Genomic DNA, 16,876 nt, shown 5'->3' on the forward strand with positions numbered 1-16,876 from the left:
GGTCGTGCAAACTCACTCAACTGACTATGGCCACCCGGCCACCCGATCGGGGCCACCTGGCGCTGGGCCGGTCCGGGCGGGTCGACCATGATGATCAGCGTGAAAGTGAGTCTGCGCGACGGGCTGTGGGCGGCAGGCGCCTTCCTGTTGGCGCTGGTGACGCTGCTGGCACCGCTTGGCAGGCCCGTCGAGCCGGTGCTGATCGTGGCGTCGTCCGCGTGGGCGGCCGCGCTCGTGCCGATCAGCGCGCGCTGGCCGCGGTGGGCGATTCTGCTCACCACTCCCCTGCACGCGGTGAACAACCTGCTCGCGATCGCACCCACTTCGCTCGTGATCTTCCGGTCGGCCCGGTCCGTTCGTTCGCCGTGGCAGCTGTGGGCGTTGGTGAGCGCCACGGCGGTGCTCCAGGCCGGCTTCGGCGCGCTGCACGCGTGGCGGGCGGGCGACGGCCTGACGGAATACCTGCTCGGTACGGCGTTCACGGTCGTGTTCCTGCTGGTGTTCCCGGCCGTGTCCGGTGCACTTGTGGGGCGGCGCAAGCCGTTGACGCAGGTGCTGATGGAGCGCAACGACTACCTGGAACACGCACGGCTGTTGACCGCGAACACCGCGAGGTCCGCCACTCGCGCGCACATCGCGAGCGAGATGCACGACATGCTCAGCCACCGGCTCCGGCAGCTCACGGTGCACGCGGGGGCGTTGGAGCGGTCTGCTGCCGAAGAAGCCCCTGAGCTGCGTGAACAGGTCGAGCTGATCCGCAAGACGTCCGCCGTCGCGATGGAGGAGCTGCACGAGATCCTCGGCGTGCTCGGGACATCAGCCGATGCGGACGAGGACGCCGGCACGCGCGCGGACGTCGAACGGCTCGTGGCAGCGTCTAGTGCTGCGGGCGTGTCCGTCTATCTCGGCTGGTCCGGCCCCGACTTGGCCGATGCCGACGCACGGTTGCGCAGAGCTGTGCATCGGGTCGTGCGTGAGGCACTCACGAACGTGCACAAGCATGCGCCGTCAGCACGAACACGAGTCTCGGTGTTGGTGACCGACCGGGTGCTCGTCGAGGTGGTCAACGGTGCCAGCGCGGAGCCTCGGGGTGGCGGCACGCGTCGCGGGTTGATCGGACTGGAGGAACGCGTCGACCTGATCGGCGGGTCGTTCGCCGCCGGACCGCTCGCCGGTGGGTTCCGGGTGGCGGCCGACCTGCCGTTGCGCCCGGTGGTGCAGGAGGAAACGGGTGCGGCGGGTGCCGTGGCGGAGGCGCCACCGCCGATCACCGCCGAGGTCCTGACCGTGCCGCGGGTGGTCGGCAGCGGCTGCCTCGCCACGCTCTCCGTGATCCCCGCGCTCGGCACGGCGTTCGTCCTGCTCGTCGTCGCGATCTTCAGCCGTGCCGAGATGAGCAGGGAGGAGTTCGACGCGTTCCAGGTGTCCGTCGCGCACGAGGAGGACGTCACCGAGACCCACGGTTTCGGCGTGCGGTCGGACCACACCGGGTGCTTCCGCTACCCCGTGCGCGACTCGGCCGACCGCGACTTCGAGTTGTGCTTCGACCGCGACAGCGTGCTGATCAGCAAGAAGGAGCTGGCCCGATGAGGTTCGTCTGGCCGGTGCTCGCGTTCCTGGTCGGCCTGGTGCCGCTGATCGCGCCGCTGGCCCCGGTCCCCCACTCGGCGCTGACCGTCGCGACGGCGCTGTGGATCGCGGGGCTCGTCTGGCTCGCGCCGCGCAAACCGGAGTGGGCGCTGCTGCTCACCGGACCGCTCTTCGCGGTCAACAACCTCTGGGCGCACGCCACCACGGCGTTCGTCATCTTCGCCGCGTGCCGGCGCGTCCCCCGGCTGGGCCGGCTGTGGGCGCTGCTGGGCGCGACGATGGTGCTGCAGAGCGCGTTCAGCCTGCTGCAGGTCAGCTACCAGACCCTGCCGTGGGACGAGGCGCTGCTGGGTGCGGTGGTCGGTTCGGTGTTCTTCGTGCTCGTCCCCGCCACGTCCGGCATGCTGCTCGGCCGCCGCAGGCCGATGGTCCGGTTGCTGCAGGAGCGCAACGAGTACCTGGAGCGCGCACGGGCGTTGACCGCCGCGTCGGCCCGTTCCGAGGAACGAGCGCACATCGCGGGCGAGATGCACGACATGCTCGGCCACCGGCTCAGCCTGATCTCCATCCACGCCGGGGCGCTGGAGCTCGCGACCGCTTCCCGCGCGCCGCAGCTGCACGAACAGGCCGAGCTGATCCGCACCACGTCGTCGCTCGCGATGGCCGAGCTGCGCGAGATCCTCGGCGTGCTGCGGACGAACCCCGAGCCGGAGACGCTGGACGAGGACACCGGCACCAGATCCGACATCGCCGCGCTGGTCGCGAGCTCGGTGGACGCCGGGATCTCCGTCTCGCTCGACTGGTCCGGCGACGACCTGCACGGCGCCGACCCCCGCACCCGCCGCGCCGTGCACCGGGTGGTCCGCGAGGCGTTGACCAACGTGCACAAACACGCCGCGTCCGCCCGAACGCGAGTGCAGATCGCGGTGCAGGGCGGCCGCGCACGCATCCAGGTGGTCAACGGACCGGCCTCCGCGGTGCCGGGCAAGGGCACCCGGCGAGGCCTGATCGGCCTGGAGGAACGCGTCGGACTGCTCGGCGGCTCGTTCAGCGCGGGTCCACCGGCCGAGGGCGGCTTCCGGGTGGCCGCGGACGTGCCGTTGCACCCGGCCGCGCAGTCCGACCAGACCGTCACCGAGGTCGCCGAGGTACCGCCACCGCTCGCGGCCGAGGTGCTGACCGTGCCGCGCGTGCTGGGCGGCGGGTGCCTCGGTCTGCTGGCGTTGCTGCCGATCGCCGGGGCGCTGATCGTGCTGCTGCTGTTCGCGTTGTTCAACCCGACGCAGATGAACGCGCCGTACTTCGACTCGTTGAAGGTCGGTGTCACGCCAGAGGAAGAGGTGCTGGACCAGTTCGGCGTCGGGCAGCTCGGGGTGGACGGGTGCTCGCGATTCCAGACCTCGCACAACACGGAGCTGCACTACAAGCTGTGCTTCCGTGACGGCAAGCTCCACACCAAGGAGCAGGAAGGCCCGTAGTCTGGCGCGCGTGATCCGAGTCCTCATCGCTGACGACGAGACGTTGATGCGTGCCGGGATCCGCCTGATCCTGGAGAACGACCCCGAGATCACCGTGGTCGCCGAGGCGGGCGACGGCAAACAAGCCGTGGAACTCACCCGCGCCCACCAGATCGACGTCGCGCTGCTCGACATCCGCATGCCCGGCGGCGACGGTCTCAAAGCCGCCGAGCAGATCGCCGAGGACACCCACGTCGTCATGCTCACGACGTTCGGCGAGGACTCGTACGTGGCACAGGCGATGAAGGTCGGCGCGACCGGGTTCCTGCTCAAGGACACCCCGCCGCAGGAACTGATCAACGCGGTCCGCAAGGCGGCGGCAGGCGAACCGATCCTCGCCCCGCAGATCACCAAGCGCCTGATCGAACGCCACCTCACCGCACCGGATCACGGAACCGAGGCGCGCCGGAAGATCGACACGCTCACCGACACCGAGCGCAACGTGCTCCGGCTCGTGGGCGAGGGGTTGTCCAACACCGAGATCGGCGAGCAGCTCTACCTGGCGACCGGCACGGTGAAGGCGCACATCAGCCGGATCCTGCCCAAGCTGGAGTGCTCCAACCGCGTGCAGGCCGCCATCGTGGCCCACGACGCCGGCCTCACCCGGTCGTGATCACTGGGTCGTGAAGCGGTCCAGGGCGCGGATCTTGTTGGTGGCGTCCAGCGCGGCGACCTTGTAGGCCTCGGACAGCGTCGGGTAGTTGAAGACCGTGTCGACGAGGTAGTCGACCGTGCCACCGCAACCCATCACGGCCTGGCCGATGTGCACCAGGTCCGTGGCACCTGTGCCGAACACGTGCACGCCGAGGATCTTGCGGTCCACAGTGGACACGAGCAGCTTCAGCATCCCGTACGCGTCACCGACGATCTGGCCGCGCGCGAGTTCGCGGTAGCGGGAGATGCCGACCTCATAAGGAATCGCGGACGAGGTGAGCTCGGTCTCCGTCGCGCCGCAGTACGAGATCTCCGGGATCGTGTAGATGCCGATCGGCTGCAACGCGGTCAGATCGTGCACCGGCTCGCCGAACGCGTGGTACGCGGCCAGGCGGCCCTGGTCCATCGACGTCGCGGCCAGCGCCGGGAAGCCGATCACGTCACCGACGGCGTAGATGTGCTCGACGGGCGTGCGGTAGTGCTCGTCGACGCTCAGCCGGCCGCGGTTGTCCGCCTCCAGGCCCGCGGCGGCCAGGTCCAGCTTCTCCGTGGTGCCCTGGCGGCCCGCCGAGTACATGACGGCGGCGGCGGGGATGCGCTTGCCAGAGGCCAGGGTCGTGATGGTGCCGCCCTGGGTGACCTGGACGTTCACCACCTTCTCGCCGAACCGGAACGTGACGGCCTGGTCGCGCAGGTGGAACTTCAGCGACTCGACGATCTCGGGATCGCAGAAGTCCAGCATCTTCTCGCGCTGCTCGACGACCGTCACGCGGGTGCCCAGAGCGGCGAACATCGAGGCGTACTCGATGCCGATCACGCCGGCGCCGACCACGACCAACGACGACGGGATCTCCTGGAGCGCGAAAACCTCGTCGGAGTCGAGGATCCGCTCCTCGTCGAAGTCCACCACGGACGGACGCGCGGGCGTCGTACCGGTCGCGATGACGACGAACTCGCCGGTGATCGTCGTGTGGTCGCCGCGGTGACTTCCGTCCACCGCGATGGTGTGCTCGTCGACGAACCGGCCGAAGCCGTTCAGGAGGTCGACGCCGTTGCGGTGCAGTTGCGCACGAACGACCTGGACCTCGCGGCCGATCACGTGCTGCGTGCGGGCCATCAGGTCGGTGATCGTGATGTCCTGCTTGACGCGGTAGCTCGCGCCGTACAGCTCGCGCTGGCTCATGCCCGTCAGGAACATGACGGCTTCGCGCAGGGTTTTCGACGGGATCGTGCCCGTGTTCGCACAGACGCCGCCGACCATCTCCTGTTTGTCGATGATCGCTACGCGCTTGCCCAGTTTCGCACCCGCGATCGCCGCCTTCTGGCCACCAGGGCCAGAGCCGATGACGATCAGGTCGTAGTCGTACGGCGTCATGGTCAGCAGCCTACTAAGACGGATCCGATTCCACCCCTGAACGAAATATGAACCCCATGGCCACAAGGTTCGTTCGTTGGGCCATGACCGAACTCAGCACCTTCCGTCTCCCCGGGACCGTCACCGGCTCGGACGACGACGTCGACCTCGGCCGCCGGCTCATCGCAGCCTGGCAGGCCGACGGGATTCTGCAGATCGCGACCGACGCGGTGCAGGACCGGAAGACCGCGGCGGCCATGGCGGCCAGCCGGCGGTTCTTCCACGGTTTGTCCCTCGAAGAGAAGTCACGGCTCGTCAGCGACCTCACCTACGCCGGTTACATCGCGTCCGGAGAGGAGGTCACCGACGGCATCGCGGACTACTCGGAGATCTTCACGGTCTGCAAGGACGTTCCGCTCGACGACTCACGCGTGGTCGAGAAGTGGCCGTGTCACGGACCGGTGCCGTGGCCCGACGACGACTACCGCGACGCCATGGGCGAGTTCATGGCGATGCTCGGCGACGCCGGCGAGAAGATCCTGAAGCTCACCGCACTGGGCTTCGGGCTCGACGTCGACACCTTCACCAAGCTGACCGCGGACGGCTGGCACCACATGCGGGTGCTGCGCTTCCCCACCAGATCCGAGACGGTCGACCGCGGCATCGGCGCCCACACCGACTACGGCATGCTCGTCCTGGCCGCGCAGGACGACGTCGGCGGGCTCTACGTCCGTCCGCCGATCGAAGGCGAGGAACGGCCGCGCAACTGGCTGCCGGACGAGTCGGCCGCCGGGTGTTTCCAGGACGCGGAGGGCTGGAACTTCGTCGAACCGGTCCAGCACGTCTTCACCGTGTTCCCCGGCGACATCCTGCAGTTCCTCACCGGCGGCAAGCTGCTTTCCACGCCGCACAAGGTGCTGCTGAACAACCGCGAACGGTTCACGATGGCGTACTTCCACGAGCCGAACTTCGAAGCGGTCGTGCGCCCGTTGGACGATCCCCACGGGGACGACGTCATTCACTACGGAACGCACTTCACCAACATGTTCATGCGCTGCTATCCCGACCGCGTCACGACACAACGCATCCTCGACGAGGACCGGCTGACCGTGCTCAGCGAACTCCGGTCCGGGATTCGTCACTCCTGAACGGCACGATCAGGTCGATCAGGCGGGCCGTGGCGCGGTACTCCGCGACGCGGTCCGCGAACGGCCGTTGCACGATCTTCCGCACCGAGTCCTTCGACAACCTCTCGTAGGCCGGCACGGTGTCGTTGCTGAGGAAGTCCCACCGGGCCACCCGGTCCGCGTAGTTGAACGCGGGCAACGGACCGCCGAACAACGGCCGGTACTGCGCCGGGGTCTTCCCACCCGGCACCGGCATCGGGCCGGCCACCGTGATCGCGTACGTGACGACCTCACCGGGCGGCAGCAACCGGGCGCGCATCCGGTCGAACTGCTCGGCGATCACCAGGTTCTGCTCGCGCGACGAGAACTCCATGACGGCCTGCGCCGGATCCGCCCACGCCGCGGTGGTGGCCGGGTCGATGATCCCAGCGTCGCGCAGTTCCTCCACGGCCTTGATCCCGCCGTGCAGGTAGGCGGCGTGCATCGCGCCGAGGTCCATGAAGATGTGCTTCTGCATGGACATCAGCATCGAAGAGAACCAGCGGAGCTCCGGCACGGTGCCGAGGTCGAGCATCCCGGCGGCGAACGCGGGCGCGCCGATGTTCGCGAAACCCATCCACCGCAACGTGTCCGGGTGCGTCACGTACAGCCGCGCGTAGAAGTCGTAGACGGCGAAGATCGTCGCGCGGTTGTGCTCGGCGGTGCGCTGCGGGTCCCACTCGGACAGGGACACGCCCGCGTCCTCCGCGGCGCGGACGATCCAGTACTGCCACAGCAACGCCTGGAACCGGACCGGCGTGATGCCCTTGCCGCGATAACCGTCCAGGGCGCGCTCGATCGTGGCCCGGTCGTACGGCAGGTCGGGGTGGACTCCACCCCGTTCTTCGCCGTTTCCGTTGACCAGCGGCAGATCCAGGTAGTCCACCGTATCCGCCTTGGTGGCACCCATGCTGGTGAGCACGAGCGCCGCCACAACCATGAGCACGCGCATGAATGCGAATCGTAGTCGCGTCCAGCGGGCTTTCCGTTCACACACGTGCTCGGACAAGCAATGTTCTGCGTGTTCGTCAGCACTCTCCGCGCGAATCGGCCATCGATCTCAACGGCCTACTCCTTCTGCCTATACGGTGCTCCAGTGACTCTTGAGGTGTCCTTGATCCAGGCGGTCCGGGCAGGACTCGAGGAACTCGCGAATCCGGCGAAAGCGCCGGAGATGCAGGCGTACATGAAGTCCGACATGCCGTTCCTGGGCGTGCAGAAGCCGGAGCGGGTGACGCTGCTCAAGTCGCTGCCGGTGCTGACCGATCGGGACGAGTGGCTCGAAGCCGTGCAGACGTTGTGGCGCGAGGCGACCTACCGCGAGGAGCGGTACGTGGCGTTGGCGTTGAGCGGGGATCGCCGCTTCCAGTCGGTAGAGCTGATGCCGTGGTTCGACGAGATGATCGTGACCGGCGCGTGGTGGGACTACGTGGACGAGATCGCCGCCCGTCGCGTCGGGCCGTTGCTGCGGTCGGCGCCGGAGGTCGTGCGGCCGTTGATGCTGAAGTGGTCCGTCGACGCGGACAGGTGGCGGCGGCGGACGTCGATCATCTGCCAGCTCGGGGCCAAAGGGGCGACGGACGTGGAGCTGCTGACCGCGTGCGTCGACGCCAACGTGGACGATCGCGACTTCTTCCTGCGCAAGGGGATCGGGTGGGCGCTGCGGGAGTTCGCGAAGACCGAGCCCGGCTGGGTGCGCTCGTTCGTGGAGTCCAGGCCTGGACTCTCCCCGCTGTCCCGGCGAGAAGCCCTCAAGCACATGTAGTGCTGTGACCGCCAACCTCCGCCGCGTCTTCCCGTGCTCAGCAGGGTGCCTCGCGGCACCGGCCCCACGCCCACAGCCAACCAGGATGAGGACGCGGGGCCGGCACCACGATGCACCCGTCTGAGCAGCGGAATACGGGGCGAAGGCTGACGGTCACAGCACTAAGGTGCGTCTCATGGAAGGCAAGCACGTACGACTGGAGCCGCTGTCACCCGATCACGCCGAAGGACTCTTCGAGGCCACCCAGGACCCGGACATCTGGACGTGGTTGCTGAGCAGCCAGCCGCGCAACGTCGCCGAGATGCGCGGCTGGATCCTCGCCGCGGAAGGCCAGCGCGAGGCGTTCGCGCAGATCGAGGTCTCCACGGGACGCGTGGTGGGGACCACGTCGTTCTACGAGGTGGCGCCGGAGCACCGCAGGCTGGTGATCGGCTACACGATCGTGGGCAGCGCGTGGCACGGCACGGCGATCAACCCGGAGGCCAAGCTGCTGTTGTTGTCCGAGGCGTTCGAGGTGCGCGGCGCGTTGCGGGTGGCCTGGTACACGGATCTCGCGAACATCCGCTCGCAACGGGCCATCGAGAAGCTCGGTGCCGTACGAGACGGGGTGCTGCGCGCGAACGTCACGCGGCCGGACGGATCCCAGCGCGACACGGTCGTCTACTCGATGATTCCCGCGGAATGGCCGGCGGCGCGCGAACGGCTCCTCAGCCGTGTTTCGCGCGACCCGAGTAAGTGAGCGGGAAGACGAGCTCGGCACACGCCGACGGAACGTCCGTGGCCACCTGAACCTTCATGGTGACCTCGACCGCGCCTCCGGCGGGGATCTCCACGATGTCCGTGAGCGGCACGACGGTCAGCACGCCGGCGGGACACGCCGCGACGCGCTGCTGGGTGGCGTCGAGCGGCTGACCCGGAACCGCGGACAGGCTCTCGACGATGATGTCGACGGGGTTCGGGTTGGACAGCCGCACCGTGCGCTCACCCTCGGCACCCGGTGTGAGTTCCACCGCCGCGCCGGAGATGTCGTTGATTTCAAACGGCTTCAGCTGCTGCATGTCCGACTCGCCGCTGCTCACGGAGTACGCCATCGCCGGCAGGTGCGGCTTGGGCCACGTCAGATGCATGGCCGCCACGACAGCCGCGCCGACCATGAGGATCGTCAACGACACGGCGATCTCAAGGCGCGGTCCCAGACTACGCATGGCGCAACTCTCCAGAGTTGTTGCTCCAGGCGGTGGGTTCGCCTCTAGCTCCCCACCGGACCGGCGACCAAACTCGCCCGGTGGTTCATCGCTTCGCCCCTCGGCCCTAGCGGGCCGCGTCGCCAATCTTGGAGAAGCTTCACGTACTGCGCAAGCGTCGGACGGTTGCCGATTTCCCCCTGTAATGCGGGACCTTTGGCACCTTGACAGCTACGCAGGGCTACCACCTGCTGGTTTGATTCCAAATCCCGATTTCCGGGACTCAGCCGATCGTATGAACTTTCATGAACAATTTATCTGCGTGTAGTTGGTCGCCCAGGTGCCGACCGTGGCCTGAACCCGTACCCGGCTGATCGAGTCGGGCACGGAGTACGTCAGGGCGGACGTGGTGCCGCTGTTGGCGTACGGCGCGTTGGCCCCGTTTCCCTGTTGCCACAATACTGTGTACATAGAAGCGCCCGGCACCGCCTCCCACCTGACGGCCGTCGGGGTGCCCTGCACGCACGAGGTGATCACCAACGCCTGCACGGTCCCGGCCTTGGCCTTGGCCGTTCCGGGAGCGCTCGTCTGCCAGGCCGCCGAGGCGGGCTGTGCCGCGAGCAGGCACAGCACCGCGGCTCCCGCGATCACGGGCCGTTTCATGCCCCGGTCCCGCTCGCGATCGTGACGACGACCGGTACGTCGATCGCCGCGCCCTGGCACGAGTTCGCCGCGCTCAACGCCATCGACACCGTGAACGTGATGGCGACCGGACCGCTCTGGGCGGCCAGCTGGGTGCCGGGGAACCGCTCGGCGAACGAGACGCCGCAGGTGGCCGGGCCGTTGGGCGCGATCGACGTGACCGTCACCGGGTACGGGTTGGGGTTCGACACCGTGACGACGGCGTTGCCGGTGCCGCCGGGGTAGAGCAGGCCGGTGGTGACCGCGCCGCCGGTCACCACCGGAGCCAGTGCGGTGCCCGCCTGGGTGGTGGCACTGCCGGTGCCGGAGCTCGTCCAGGCCGCGTAGGCGACACCCGAGCCGAGCGCGGCCGTCATGACCGCGAAGACGATGACGCCGCGGCGGACGTACCGCCTCCGGACGAGTTCCCTGAAGCTGATCATGGCTTGATGGCCGTTCCCGAGTAGGTGAGGGGGAAGGTGAGGTTCTTGCAGGCGTCCGGGGCGCTGCGGGCCATGCGGACGGTGAGGAACACGTCGGCGGAGCTGTTCCTGGCGACCAGGACCGGCGCCGCCAGTGCGTCCACGGTCACCGCGTTCGCCGGGCAGTTCGGGGAGGGCCGCCCGACCGAGGTGTCGAGCCGGGTGACTTTGATGTCCTGGTTGTTGGGGTTGGTGACCCGAACTTTCCGTGTCACCGTCCCACCGGGGACCAACCCCGTCGCCACGCCGGCGTCCGCGATCGTGAACGCCTTGGCGGGGCTGTCCGCCGCACTGGAAACCGGCGAGAGCACCAGCAGCGCGGCGAGCACGATCAGGGCGCGGCGCATGACTCAGGCGGCCGAGACGAGCGCGGCGGTCAGCGGCAGCGTGAAGGTCTGGGACTTGCAGTTGTCCGCGGCGTCGGCGTTCATGGTCGCCTGCAGCGTGTAGGTGCCGGACTGACCCGCGGCGATCGTGCCCTGGTTGGTCACGGCCGGGCTGGTGACGGTGCCCGCGGCGCAGCCGTCGGCGGTCAGCTGCGAGGCGCCCGCGCTGATCGACGTGACCGCGACGGCGTAGCCGTTCGGGTTGTCGATCGTCACCTGGAAACTGACGGTGGCGCCGGGGTACAGGCCGCTCGCGCCGTTGACCGGGCTGATCGTCGAGTTGACGCTCGCGGTGGAGCCGACCGAACCGGAACCGGCGCCGGTGCTGGACCAGGCGGCGTAGGCGACGCCTCCGCCGACGGCGAGGACGGCGACTGCTGCGATGACTGCGGTGCGCTTGCGCATTTTCGTTCTCCTGGGGTGGTGCTCGGTGGGTACGGCACCAAGTTTGAAGAACGTTCAATCACTACACAGCGTGCACAAGACACCAGAACGAGGGCCCGGCAGGCACTGTTGTCATCGCGCATGGATCGGTTACCCGCGCACGTGGACTAGAGGTCAGGGCACTCATGACGCGGAAAAGCCCGGGATTCACGAAGAATCCCGGGCTTCACCAAGTGTAACCGATCAAGCGCGGAGGGCTGCACCCAAACGTTCGGCGGCGGCTGCGACGGCCGCATCGCGAGCACTCGTCGCTTCTTCCACCGTCAGCGTGCGGTCCGGCGCGCGGAACCGCAAGGAGTAGGCGAGCGACTTCTTGCCCTCGCCCACCTGCTCGCCCGTGTAGACGTCGAACAGGCGGATGTCCTCCAGCAGTTCGCCGGCGGAGCGGCCCAGCACCTCGGACACCGACTGCACCGGCACGGAGGCGTCCACGACCAGCGCGACGTCCAGGAGCACCGGCGGGTACGGCGACACCATCGGGGCCGGGCGGTGGTCGTCCAGCGGGAGGGCGTCGAGGTCGAGTTCGAACGCCACGGTGCGCTTGGGCAGGCCCAGGGCCTCGATCACCTTCGGGTGCAGCTCGCCGGCGTGACCGACGGGCCAGTCGCCCACGCGCAACTCGGCACAGCGGCCGGGGTGCCACGGGAGCAGGTCGGAAGCCACGACGCGCAACGACACGCCATAGGCCTCACCGACGCGGCGGGCGGCCTCGACGGCGTCCGACCAGGTGGCCATGCGGCCCTTGCCCCACCAACCGGCGAGCTCGCGGTGGCCCACCAGCACACCCGCCACGTGCAGCGGCTGCTGCGGCAGCGCGGCGAGCATCGACGCGACCTCGGCCTCGGTGGGCTTGCGGTCGACGCCCAGGGACGGCACCGGAACCTGTTGCGCACGCGGCAAAGTCACCTGCGCGATGTTGTACAGCGCGACGTCCTTGGCACCACGGGCCAGGTTCCGTTGGAGCGTCTCCAACAGACCGGGCAGCAGGGTGGTGGCGAGGACGTTCTTGTCCGCCTCCAACGGGTTCAGCACGCTGACCGTGTTGCGGCGGATGTCGTCCGCGGCCAGACCGAAGCTGTCGAACACCGACGGGTCGATGAACGGGAACGGCTTGACCTCGACGAAACCGTCCTCGGCCAGGGTGCGCCACACGGTCCGGCGGCGGCGCTGCTGCTCGGTCAGGCCGCGGCCGGCGGGAGCGGGCGGCAGCACCGAGGGGATCGTGTCGTAACCCTCCAGCCGCAGCACCTCCTCCACCAGGTCGGCGGGCTGCACGAGGTCCGCGCGCCAGGTCGGCGGCACGGCCGTGACGATCGTCTGGCCGTCGTCCGAGGTGGTCACGGAGACCTGGCAGCCGATCTGGCCGAGACGGCGCGCGGTGACGCCACGGGCGTAGCGGACACCCGCGATGCGGTCCGGCAGGTCGATCGGCATCGACACCGGCTCGGGCAGCGTGGCCCGGCCGACGTCGGTGCGGCCCGGCTTGATCTGGCCCTCGGCGTAGTGGTTGAGCAGCTTCGCTGCCCGCTCCAGCGCCACCGGCGCCAGCGCCGGGTCGACGGTGCGCTCGAAGCGCTTCGCGGCCTCGGACGGCAGCTTGTGGCGGCGGACCGTGCGCGCGATGGACGCAGGGTCCCAGTTCGCGGCTTCCAGCAGGATGTCCGAGGACGAGTCCTGGACCTCCGTGGACGCGCCGCCCATGACACCGGCCAGCGAGATCACGCCGGAGTCGTCGGCGATCACGATGTCGTCGGTGTCGAGAGCGCGCACCGAGTCGTCCAGCGTCGTGAGCTTCTCGCCCGAGTGCGCGCGCCGGACCGTCAGCGCGCCGGAGAGCGAAGAAGCGTCGAACGCGTGCAACGGCTGGCCCAGTTCGAGCATCACGTAGTTCGTGATGTCGACCGGCAGCGAGATCGAACGCATGCCCGCGAGCATCAGGCGGCGGATCATCCACCACGGCGTGGGCGCGGTCGGGTCGACACCGGTGACCCTGCGCGCGACGAACCGCGAGCAGGCGACGCGGTCCTCGATGTGGACGGGCCACACCTCGCCCTCGGCCTCGGGGATCTCGATCACACCGGGGTCGCCGAACGGCACGTCCAGCGCGCAGGCGATCTCGCGGGCCAGGCCGCGGACCGAGAACGCGTAGCCGCGGTCGGGGGTCGGCGCGAGCTCGATGACACTGTCGTTCAGGCCGAGCAGTTCCAGCGCGTCGTCGCCGGGCTGCGCGGTGCCGGTGGGCAGCACGAGGATGCCGGAGTGGTCATCGCCGATGCCGAGCTCGTCGGAGGCGCAGATCATGCCCTGGGACACGCGGCCGTACGTCTTGCGCTCGGCGATCGTGAAGTCACCCGGCAGGACGGCGCCGGGTAGCGCGACGACGACCGAGTCGCCCTCGACGAAGTTCGTGGCACCGCAGATGATCTGGTTGACCTGCTCGGGGCCGACCTCGACCTTGCAGTAGCGGATCGGCTTCTTGAACTCGGTGAGCTCCTCGATCTCGACGACGCGACCCGCGACGATCGGGCCGGTCACCGGACCGAGCGGGGTCACCTCCTCGACCTCGATGCCGATGCGGATGAACGCCTCGGCGAGCTCGTCGGGCGTGGGGACTTCGTCGAAACCGAGGTGTTCGACCAGCCAGCTGACCGGGACTCGCATCCGGCTCAGGCCTCCGTTCCGAATGGCTGGGTGAAGCGGACGTCGCCCTCGACCATGTCCCGCATGTCGGGCAGGCCGTTGCGGAACTGCAGCGTCCGCTCGAGGCCCATGCCGAAGGCGAAGCCGGAGTAGACGTCCGGGTCGACGCCGGTGGCGCGCAGCACGTTGGGGTTGACCATGCCGCAGCCGCCCCACTCGACCCAGCCGGCGCCGCCCTTCTTCTCCGGGAACCACACGTCGACCTCGGCCGACGGCTCGGTGAAGGGGAAGAACGACGGGCGCAGGCGCGTCTTGGAGTCCTCACCGAACATCGAACGCGCGAAGGCGTCCAGGGTGCCCTTGAGGTGGCCCATGGTCAGGCCCTTGTCGACCGCGAGGCCCTCGACCTGGTGGAACACCGGGGTGTGGGTCGCGTCGAGCTCGTCGGTGCGGAACGTGCGGCCGGGGCACACGACGTACACCGGCAGCTCGCGGTCGAGCAGCGTGCGGGCCTGCACCGGCGAGGTGTGCGTGCGCAGGACGAGCGCGGAGTCGGACGGCGCGATGTAGAAGGTGTCCTGCATCGAGCGGGCCGGGTGGTCCTTGCCGAAGTTCAGCGCGTCGAAGTTGAACCACTCGGTCTCGAGCTCGGGGCCTTCGGCGATCTCGTAGCCCATGGCCACGAAGACGTCACCGATGCGCTCGGCGAGCGTGGTGATCGGGTGGCGCGCGCCGCGCGGGAAGCGGTCCCACGGCAGCGTGACGTCGACGGACTCCTCGCGCAGCACCCGCTCGTCGCGCTCGACCTGGAGCACGGCGAAGCGCTCGTCGAACGCGGTCTTGATCGCGGACTGCGCCTCGTTCACCCGCTTGCCGGCCTCGGCCTTCGCCTTGGGAGGCAGTGCACCGATCTCGCGGCGGGCCAGCAGCACTGGCGACCGGTCACCGAGGTGGCCAGGCTTGACCGAGGCGAGCGCCTCCAGGTCGGCAGCTCCGGCGAACGCCTCGCGCGCCTTCTGCACGGCCGCGTCGAGGTGCTCGGCCGACAGCGCCGCGACCTCTTTCGGGTCGTACGGGTCGTTGGCTCCGGACATGGTTGGTCGACGGCTCCCAGGTTCTGATCCACACGCGGACTTCGGAAATCAACAGGCCGATCCTAGTCGGTGACGTGTTGACCTCTCGCGGACGTTCCGTTAAAGAGCGGCACCGGCCCCTTACGCGTCCCTAGGATGGGCGGCATCATGTCGCACACCTTCCGCGTCGACCTGCGCGGCATCATCGACCTGCTCAGCCACCACCTGTACAGCAGTCCGCGCGTCTACGTGCGGGAACTGCTGCAGAACGCCGTCGACGCGATCACGGCGAGGCGTGAGTTCGACCCGTCCTGCCCGGCCGAGGTCACGATCACCTGCGGTGCGGAACTCAGGATCACCGACACGGGCGTGGGCCTCACCGAGGCCGAGGTGCACGAGCTGCTGTCGACGCTCGGCCGCACCTCGAAGCGCGATGACCTGGGGTTCGCCCGCGAAGGGTTCCTCGGGCAGTTCGGCGTCGGCATGCTGTCGTGCTTCCTGGTCGCTTCTTCAGTGACAGTCATCACGCGGTCCGCTCGCGGGGGCCAGGCCGTCCGCTGGGAAGCCGACTCGTCGGGCAACTACACAGTGTCCGAAGTGGACACAGTGGACGGTGAGGTGCCGGTCGGGACGACGGTGGTGCTGACCGCGTCACGTGGCAGCGAGCACTGGCTGGAAGCGGACGTCGTGCGGCCGCTGGTGAGCGACTACGGCGACCTGCTCCCGGCCGTCGTGACGCTGGACGGCGCGGTGGTGACCCGCGGCGAACGGCCGTGGGACAGCGCCGACGACGAAGAGGCTGATCTTTCCGAGTACTGCGAGCAGATCTTCGGGTTCAAGCCGTTCGAGGCGATCCCGATCGAGGTCGAGGCCGCGGGGCTGACCGGTGTCGCGTTCGTGCTGCCGGAGGGCGTGCACCCCGGGACGCGGCAGACGCACCGGGTGTATCTGAAGCGGATGCTCGTCGGCGACAACGTCGAGGGCCTGCTGCCGGACTGGGCGTACTTCGTGCGGTGCGTGGTCGACGCGTCCGCGATCCGGCCAACGGCGTCGCGTGAGTCGCTGTACCAGGACGAGATGCTGCTGGCGGTGCGCGAGGAGCTGGGCGAGCAGATCCGCGACTGGCTGATCAGGCTGGACGCGATCGAGCCGCGCCGCGCCGGTGAGCTGCTGGCCGCGCACCACCTGGGCATCAAGTCGCTGGCGCGCTCCGACGACGAGATGCTGCGGCTGGTCGAGCGCTGGCTGCCGTTCGAGACCACGGACGGCGCGATCCCGTTGCGGCAGTTCAAGCGCAAGCACGGCGCGATCCTCTACATCCCGGACGTCGACGAGTTCCACCAGCTGGCGCCGGTCGCGGCCGCGCAGGGACTCGGGCTGGTCAACGCCGGGTACGCCTACGACATGGAGCTGCTGAACCGGCTCAGCGCGCTGGACGGCCCGGCCGTCGCACGCCGGGTCGCGCCTTCGGAGCTGCTGGCGGCGCTGGCCGATCCGGAACCGGACATCGAGACGGCGTTGCGGTTGCGGCTGTCCGAGGCCGCGGCGGCGCTGGACCGGCACGACTGCGACGCGGTGATCCGCGACTTCGACCCGGTCTCGTTGCCCGCGCTGCTGATCAGCAACGCCGAGCAGCAGCGCAAGCTCGACACCGAGCAGACCGCAGAGGAGACGACGGACCCGTTGTGGGCCGAGTTGCTCGGACAGCTGACCGCCGGCTCGGACTCGTCCCGCGCGGAACAGCTGGTGTTGAACTGCCGCAACCCACTCGTGCAGCGCCTGGCCCGGTTGACCGACCCGGCGCTGGTCGAGCTGACGCTGGAATCTCTTTACGTGCACGCCGTTCTGCAGGCTCGGCGGGCGATGCGACCGAAGGACACGGCGGCGCTGAACCGCTCGTTCCTCGAACTTCTCGACCGCGCCGTTGGGGGTAAGTGATC

The 16,876-nt window shown here is 69.0% G+C and carries 16 protein-coding genes; 7 read left to right on the plus strand and 9 right to left on the minus strand.

What is annotated here, in order from left to right; genetic code table 11:
• Nucleotides 1-99 precede the first annotated feature (99 nt).
• Genes SK803_RS35465 through SK803_RS35475 form a run of 3 tightly spaced genes read left to right on the plus strand, consistent with a single transcriptional unit; the run spans nt 100 to nt 3,720 of the window.
• Nucleotides 100-1,590 carry a sensor histidine kinase gene (locus SK803_RS35465; RefSeq protein WP_319970561.1) on the plus strand — a complete coding sequence of 497 codons (1,491 nt, stop codon included), beginning with the start codon at nt 100-102 and terminating at the stop codon, nt 1,588-1,590.
• Nucleotides 1,587-3,068 carry a sensor histidine kinase gene (locus SK803_RS35470; protein WP_319970562.1) on the plus strand — a complete coding sequence of 494 codons (1,482 nt, stop codon included), beginning with the start codon at nt 1,587-1,589 and terminating at the stop codon, nt 3,066-3,068. The genes SK803_RS35465 and SK803_RS35470 overlap by 4 nt, the downstream gene beginning before the upstream one ends.
• 10 nt (nt 3,069-3,078) lie before the next feature.
• Nucleotides 3,079-3,720, plus strand: a complete 642-nt coding sequence (locus SK803_RS35475) for a response regulator transcription factor (RefSeq protein ID WP_319970563.1) — start codon at nt 3,079-3,081, stop codon at nt 3,718-3,720.
• On the opposite strand, the gene sthA is transcribed toward SK803_RS35475, so the two are convergent.
• On the minus strand, nt 3,721-5,136 hold the full coding sequence (gene sthA / locus SK803_RS35480; RefSeq protein ID WP_319970564.1) for a Si-specific NAD(P)(+) transhydrogenase: 1,416 nt from the start codon (nt 5,134-5,136) through the stop codon (nt 3,721-3,723).
• 83 nt (nt 5,137-5,219) lie between these two features.
• On the opposite strand from sthA, the gene SK803_RS35485 reads away from it, so the two are divergent.
• Nucleotides 5,220-6,263, plus strand: a complete 1,044-nt coding sequence (locus tag SK803_RS35485) for a 2-oxoglutarate and iron-dependent oxygenase domain-containing protein (protein WP_319970565.1) — start codon at nt 5,220-5,222, stop codon at nt 6,261-6,263.
• Here the strand turns inward: SK803_RS35485 and SK803_RS35490 are convergent.
• Nucleotides 6,229-7,233 carry a hypothetical protein gene (locus SK803_RS35490; RefSeq protein WP_319970566.1) on the minus strand — a complete coding sequence of 335 codons (1,005 nt, stop codon included), beginning with the start codon at nt 7,231-7,233 and terminating at the stop codon, nt 6,229-6,231. The two genes, SK803_RS35485 and SK803_RS35490, sit on opposite strands and share 35 nt — an antisense overlap.
• A gap of 144 nt (nt 7,234-7,377) precedes the next feature.
• Between SK803_RS35490 and SK803_RS35495 the strand changes: the two genes are divergently transcribed.
• Together SK803_RS35495 and SK803_RS35500 are read left to right on the plus strand one after the other, a co-directional pair.
• Nucleotides 7,378-8,046 carry a DNA alkylation repair protein gene (locus SK803_RS35495; RefSeq protein ID WP_319970567.1) on the plus strand — a complete coding sequence of 223 codons (669 nt, stop codon included), beginning with the start codon at nt 7,378-7,380 and terminating at the stop codon, nt 8,044-8,046.
• Between the two features lie 175 nt (nt 8,047-8,221).
• On the plus strand, nt 8,222-8,785 hold the full coding sequence (locus tag SK803_RS35500; protein ID WP_319970568.1) for a GNAT family N-acetyltransferase: 564 nt from the start codon (nt 8,222-8,224) through the stop codon (nt 8,783-8,785).
• Here the strand turns inward: SK803_RS35500 and SK803_RS35505 are convergent.
• The 7 genes from SK803_RS35505 to pheS form a co-directional block, all read right to left on the minus strand.
• Entirely contained in the window at nt 8,754-9,251 is a 498-nt protein-coding gene (locus tag SK803_RS35505; RefSeq protein WP_319970569.1) for a hypothetical protein, read from the minus strand. The two genes, SK803_RS35500 and SK803_RS35505, sit on opposite strands and share 32 nt — an antisense overlap.
• Nucleotides 9,252-9,533: 282 nt before the next feature.
• Nucleotides 9,534-9,893, minus strand: a complete 360-nt coding sequence (locus SK803_RS35510) for a hypothetical protein (RefSeq protein ID WP_319970570.1) — start codon at nt 9,891-9,893, stop codon at nt 9,534-9,536.
• On the minus strand, nt 9,890-10,354 hold the full coding sequence (locus SK803_RS35515) for a hypothetical protein (protein WP_319970571.1): 465 nt from the start codon (nt 10,352-10,354) through the stop codon (nt 9,890-9,892). Before SK803_RS35515 ends, SK803_RS35510 begins: the two co-directional genes overlap by 4 nt.
• On the minus strand, nt 10,351-10,740 hold the full coding sequence (locus tag SK803_RS35520) for a hypothetical protein (RefSeq protein ID WP_319970572.1): 390 nt from the start codon (nt 10,738-10,740) through the stop codon (nt 10,351-10,353). Before SK803_RS35520 ends, SK803_RS35515 begins: the two co-directional genes overlap by 4 nt.
• A gap of 3 nt (nt 10,741-10,743) precedes the next feature.
• Entirely contained in the window at nt 10,744-11,184 is a 441-nt protein-coding gene (locus SK803_RS35525; protein WP_319970573.1) for a hypothetical protein, read from the minus strand.
• Nucleotides 11,185-11,406: 222 nt separating this feature from the next.
• The gene (gene pheT, locus SK803_RS35530; protein ID WP_319970574.1) at nt 11,407-13,884 is read right to left on the minus strand and encodes a phenylalanine--tRNA ligase subunit beta; all 2,478 of its coding nucleotides are present in this window, start codon (nt 13,882-13,884) and stop codon (nt 11,407-11,409) included.
• A gap of 5 nt (nt 13,885-13,889) precedes the next feature.
• Nucleotides 13,890-14,957 carry a phenylalanine--tRNA ligase subunit alpha gene (pheS, locus tag SK803_RS35535; RefSeq protein WP_319970575.1) on the minus strand — a complete coding sequence of 356 codons (1,068 nt, stop codon included), beginning with the start codon at nt 14,955-14,957 and terminating at the stop codon, nt 13,890-13,892.
• Between the two features lie 147 nt (nt 14,958-15,104).
• Between pheS and SK803_RS35540 the strand changes: the two genes are divergently transcribed.
• Entirely contained in the window at nt 15,105-16,874 is a 1,770-nt protein-coding gene (locus SK803_RS35540; RefSeq protein WP_319970576.1) for an HSP90 family protein, read from the plus strand.
• The last annotated feature ends 2 nt before the right edge of the window (nt 16,875-16,876 follow it).

It is taken from the genome of Lentzea miocenica, from assembly GCF_033949945.1.
Classification (GTDB): Bacteria; Actinomycetota; Actinomycetes; order Mycobacteriales; family Pseudonocardiaceae; genus Lentzea; species Lentzea miocenica.